Origin of the sequence: Yersinia sp. 2542 StPb PI (assembly GCF_048593855.1) — a bacterium.
GTDB classification, from domain to species: Bacteria; Pseudomonadota; Gammaproteobacteria; order Enterobacterales; family Enterobacteriaceae; genus Yersinia; species Yersinia enterocolitica_E.
Genome location: NZ_JAZGQA010000259.1, coordinates 1 through 4,968 on the forward strand (window position 1 = coordinate 1; position 4,968 = coordinate 4,968).

Below are 4,968 nucleotides of genomic sequence, written 5' to 3' on the forward strand. Positions count from 1 at the left end.
CTTTTAATTTGTCTTAACTCCGAATATTTACTCTGAATAGCCACTACTATAGTGGCTATTTTGCTGTGTTATGTCGAGTGTCAAAGCAATAAAGTCAAAATAGCAACGGTTCCTGAATGAACTGAATGCTACCTCTCTGTTTTATCTTTTACTGAGTGACAACTAGCCACTGTTTTTACCATATAGAAGCTAAGTGGGTCGTATTGATAACAACCAAATTCAGACGTAAATTCAAAGCCTAATCGCTGGTACAGTTTTACTGCTTCAGGTTGATGAATCCCTGTCTCCAAATAAACATATTTTAAATTCAAAGAGATAGATTTTTCGAGCAGTGCTGTAACTAGCATTGACGCAATGCCATGACCTCGGCAGTCAGGGATGACAAAAACGCGCTTAATCTCAGGATAGGTACTTTCAGGTTGGAAAAGAATGGCGCATCCCAGAGCGCGACCTTGTCGTGTTGCAATATAAACGAATGTTTTTTTCTGAGCCATACTCGCAATCGACTCTGTATGATTGCTTTCAGCCGGATAGAGTGCTTCTTGATACGCATCTAATTGAGCAATTAATGCAATAAGATCTGGATTAAATAGATCGGTTTGGCATATTTCAATATTCACAGTATATCCTTCAACTTATAGCCTATATCTTAGTAATGAAATGTAAACTATTTGTATCAATTTACCAGAAGGATAAATGTTAACTATAGTTCAATCAGTAGGGTTATAGCACTGGCGAGTAAATATGGATTTTTCCTCTGAGTGAACGCTAAGTTGTAGCCTGCTAGCGTTAAGAGCCAAGCGGCAGTGTCGATAACAAAAACCAGAGTCTGATTTATTTAGTTGAGCGGTAAAGTGCCAAATTGATCGAAAATGGACGAAATAAAAATGAGAAAAATTAAGATTGGACTGGCACTTGGCGCGGGTGCCGCGAAGGGATGGGCACATATCGGGGTCATTAATGCGCTAGAGAGAATGGGCGTCAAAGTTGATATTGTTGCCGGTTGTTCGGTTGGTGCCTTGGTTGGTGCAGCGTATGCCAGTGATCACATGAATGTGATGGAGCGCTGGGTTCGCTCGTTTAAATATTGGGATGTTATTCGACTGATGGATTTCTCCTGGCGTCGTGGCGGATTACTGCGGGGTGAGCGGGTTTTTAATGCTGTAAACCAAATAATTGAAGTGCAGGACATTGCTGAATGTAAATTGCCCTTTGGGTCTGTTGTAACCAACTTAACGACGGGCCGTGAGTTATGGCTTACTGAGGGGGATATTAAACAGGCAATTAGGGCTTCATGCAGCATGCCTGGATTGCTTTCTCCTGTCCGCTTCGGTAGCTATTGGTTGGTTGATGGTGCAGTAGTCAATCCTGTTCCTATTTCTTTGGCAAGAGCAATGGGCGCTGACATCGTGATTGCCGTTGATTTGCAACATGATGCACATCTGATTCGGCAAGATCTGTTTTCCTCACAATCATCTCCTGAAGGTAACCCCCCGCAGATGCCAGCAAGTTGGCATCTGCGCTTAAAAGCACGAATAACCAATATGTCAGGTAATCCAACGATGGCCGTTCCCAGCGCCATGGAAATAATGTCTACCTCAATACAGGTATTGGAGAACAGATTAAAACGTAATCGTATGGCAGGAGATCCTCCCGATGTGTTGATCCAGCCCTACTGCCCACAAATATCAATGCTGGATTTCCATCGGGCGGATGAAGCTATTGCCGCTGGACAATTGGCTGTGGAGAAAAATATAGAGCAGTTACGTCCTTTGGTAAGGGGCTGATGAGTAACAAATGTGTGTGAGTAAAGTAGTACGTAACAATTTCAGACAAGCACAAACAGTCATTTTGGGCCACTATTACGTTTAAGGTTAGCAAGAGAAGCAGTGCATGGAAAAACCATTAGCAGGTAAAAATATTTTAGTCGTCGAGGACGAAACGGTCTTCCGTACGGTAATCACTGAGTTTCTAAGGGCACTCGGCGCGGCAGTCCAGCAGGCAGAAAATGGCCTGGAGGCGTTAGAGCAGATTAAGGTCCAATCACCTGACCTGATACTCTGCGATCTCGCTATGCCTAAGATGGGAGGGATCGAGTTTGTTGAGCGTTTACTCATACAAGGAGTAAAGATCCCTATTTTAGTTATATCGGCTACTGATAAGATGGCTGACATTGCTAAAGTCATGCGTATGGGCGTGAAAGACGTACTGTTGAAACCGATCGTGGATTTAAATCGGCTACGTGAAGCGGTGCTGGCATGCCTTTATCCCATACTGTTTACCTCTCATGCAATTGAAGAGACAGAACTTATCCAGGATTGGGATGCATTACGTAAGAATCCTCATGATGCAGCGCAGTTACTTAAGCAATTGCAACCACCGGCACAGCAAACCATTGCACACTGTCGGGTAAATTACCGGCAGTTAACGATGGTTGAGAAACCGGGATTAGTCCTTGATATCGCTGCATTGTCAGATAAGGACCTGGCATTTTATTGTCTGGATGTCACCCGCGCTGGGGATAACGGAATTTTAGCCGCACTATTATTACGCGTGTTATTTAACGGGATTCTTCAAGAGCATTTGGCACACCAACAACAGCGTTTGCCGCAGATGTCAACGTTACTTAAACAAGTTAACCAGCTACTAAGACGTACTCATTTGGATGGGCAGTTTCCTTTGCTCGTTGGTTATTATCATGTGGAATATAAAAATTTAATTCTGGTTTCGGCAGGTCTTCACGCGAATGTTAGTGCGGGTAAAAATCAGATTCAACTTAGTAATGGTGTGCCTTTAGGTACGTTAAAAACAGCACATTTAAATCAAATTAGTCAGCGTTGTGAAGCATGGCAATGCCAGGTATGGGGAGGAGGGAGTCGATTGAGGTTGATGCTTTCAGCCGATGAATAGTTTATATTTTGAAAGTATTACTCAATAAATAGTTCACGTAATTTATGTATCTTGCTCACTTATTCACTGCTATGGCCCGCCAAGTCTCAATGGTTCTATAACGAATCTACGAAATAAACCTCATTTGTTTCAATCAATGAGTATGCCCGAGATGTAAGAAATATCGGTTGATATACTTTCCTCCTTACTTGTGGCTGAAAATTTTCAGTCAACTTTTATTATTCGCTGGCAATAAGGTTGGCTACCTCAGGCTAAATTAAGGTTAGGTCCTGATAATGGTCGGCAGTGTGTCTCTTATCGAATTCCAACTTGAGGATTGATTGAATGAAAGTGACGGTTTTTGGTATCGGTTATGTAGGACTGGTTCAGGCAGCAGTACTTGCCGAAGTTGGTCATGATGTCCTGTGTATAGATATCGATGCAAACAAAGTTTCCGACCTGCAAAAAGGCCGTGTCGCTATTTTTGAACCAGGATTAGCGCCATTGGTAAAAGAAAACTATGACGAGGGCCGGCTTCGATTTTCAACAGATGCCGAAGCCGGTGTTGCTCATAGTACGATTCAGTTTATTGCGGTTGGTACTCCTCCTGATGAGGATGGTGCGGCTGACCTTAAATATGTGTTAGACGTTGCCAGCACTATTGCGAAATATATGGATGCGCCTAAAGTTATTATCGATAAATCAACTGTGCCAGTGGGTACCGCGGATCAAGTGCAGCAAAGGATTAAAGCGATTTTACAGCAACGCGGACAAGATATAGCTTTCAATGTGGTATCGAACCCTGAATTCTTAAAAGAAGGCGCTGCTGTTGCTGACTGTAAGCGGCCTGAGCGTATCGTTATCGGAATTGATACTGATGATAATGGTGTGATTGATTTAATTAGCGAACTATACGAGCCATTCAACAGAAATCATGACCGCATGTTAATTATGGATGTCCGCAGTGCAGAACTGACCAAATATGCAGCAAACGGTATGTTGGCGACAAAAATCAGTTTCATGAATGAGATCGCTAATATTGCAGAGCGGCTCGGTGCAGATATCGAAAAAGTACGCCAAGGTATTGGCTCAGATTCACGCATTGGCTACCATTTTATTTATTCTGGTTGTGGTTATGGTGGTTCCTGTTTTCCAAAAGATATCCAGGCATTAATTCGTACCGCAGAAAATTGTGGCTATCAGCCGCAACTGTTGCGTGCAGTGGAGAGAATCAATAACGAACAAAAGTGTAAGTTAACTGAATTTATTCAATACCATTTTGATTCGCAGCTTGCAGGGAAAACATTTGCACTCTGGGGATTAGCATTCAAACCCAATACAGATGATATGCGAGAGGCCCCCAGTCGGATTTTGATGGAGGCTTTATGGCGTGCTGGCGCTATTATTCAAGCTTATGATCCAGAGGCAATGGATGAAGCTCAGCGCATTTATGGTGCAAGGGATGACCTAAAGTTAATGGGGACAAAAGAATCAGCGCTACAAGGGGCGGATGCTCTGATTATTTGTACTGAGTGGCAGAATTTTAGAGCACCTGATTTTGATATGATCAAGCTCCGATTAAAACAGCCGGTTATCTTTGATGGGCGTAATTTGTACGATCCAGAACGGTTAAATAGTCGAGGTTTTACCTATTATGGGATTGGTCGGGGTACATCGATTAATCGAGCGTAATAAGTACTAAAGATGATTTTATGTGTTGGGTACAAAACTTAATTAGTTTCTGTTTTGTGCTCAATCTTCATGCCGTAGGGCGGGGGTGACACAACTCTCTCACTCCAAGATTCTCATATATCACAATATTATGGGAAATTTAGTCAGTTATATCGATTATTGTATTGTTATAAATTAGCAGAGCATTCTTATAGCTTTACAAGCACAGTGATAACTAAGGGGTATTTATCGAATGCGATATGTTTAGGTTAGGTGCTTCTCGGCAATTGTATGTTAATTCAACAGTCGCATTGATAAGGATTTCAACTATGATTGCAGGGCAAGGAGGAGATAAAAAAATACCCCCCGTATAATAGGAGGGTACTTTTATCATAATAGTAAATTAAC

General features: G+C 42.3%; 4 protein-coding genes. 3 read left to right on the forward strand and 1 reads right to left on the reverse strand.

Going from position 1 to position 4,968, the window contains the following annotated elements; translation table 11 throughout:
• Positions 1 to 128: 128 nt before the first annotated feature.
• Positions 129 to 620 (reverse strand): GNAT family N-acetyltransferase, encoded by a 492-nt coding sequence (locus V1952_RS20060; protein ID WP_420075397.1) that lies wholly within the window; start codon positions 618 to 620, stop codon positions 129 to 131.
• Between the two features lie 267 nt (positions 621 to 887).
• Here V1952_RS20060 and rssA point away from each other — a divergent pair, with 267 nt between their 5' ends.
• The 3 genes from rssA to V1952_RS20075 all read left to right on the forward strand — a co-directional run bounded on the left by rssA (position 888) and on the right by V1952_RS20075 (position 4,581).
• Positions 888 to 1,787 carry a patatin-like phospholipase RssA gene (gene rssA, locus V1952_RS20065; protein WP_372558955.1) on the forward strand — a complete coding sequence of 300 codons (900 nt, stop codon included), beginning with the start codon at positions 888 to 890 and terminating at the stop codon, positions 1,785 to 1,787.
• Between the two features lie 106 nt (positions 1,788 to 1,893).
• The gene (rssB, locus tag V1952_RS20070) at positions 1,894 to 2,910 is read left to right on the forward strand and encodes a two-component system response regulator RssB (protein WP_372558956.1); all 1,017 of its coding nucleotides are present in this window, start codon (positions 1,894 to 1,896) and stop codon (positions 2,908 to 2,910) included.
• A gap of 324 nt (positions 2,911 to 3,234) precedes the next feature.
• The gene (locus tag V1952_RS20075) at positions 3,235 to 4,581 is read left to right on the forward strand and encodes a UDP-glucose dehydrogenase family protein (RefSeq protein WP_083158952.1); all 1,347 of its coding nucleotides are present in this window, start codon (positions 3,235 to 3,237) and stop codon (positions 4,579 to 4,581) included.
• The last annotated feature ends 387 nt before the right edge of the window (positions 4,582 to 4,968 follow it).